1 pseudogene is annotated in these 253 nt (G+C 73.9%); it reads left to right on the top strand.

From position 1 onward, the window contains the following. A pseudogene (locus IH44_RS0140300) lies at window positions 1-253 on the top strand (electron transfer flavoprotein subunit beta); the annotation flags it as partial.

Raw genomic sequence — 253 nt, 5'->3', positions numbered from 1 at the left:
CACCATGGGCGTGCTGCCCGCGCTGCTGGCCGAGCGCCTGGGCGTGCCGCAGGCCACGCTGCTGTCGGAGGTGGCGGTGGCCGGCGGGAAGGTGACCGGTCGCCGGGACGGCGACGCGGCCACCGAGCAGGTCGAGGCGGCGCTGCCCGCCGTGGTCTCGGTCACCGACCAGTCCGGTGAGGCCCGCTACCCCTCGTTCAAGGGCATCATGGCGGCGAAGAAGAAGCCGGTGACCTCCCTGGACCTGGACGAC

Origin of the sequence: Kitasatospora sp. NRRL B-11411, assembly GCF_000721345.1 — a bacterium.
In the GTDB taxonomy this organism is placed as follows: Bacteria; Actinomycetota; Actinomycetes; order Streptomycetales; family Streptomycetaceae; genus Kitasatospora; species Kitasatospora cineracea.
Note: the sequence above shows the minus strand (reverse complement) of the source record. Positions and strands in the feature narration are given on the sequence as shown.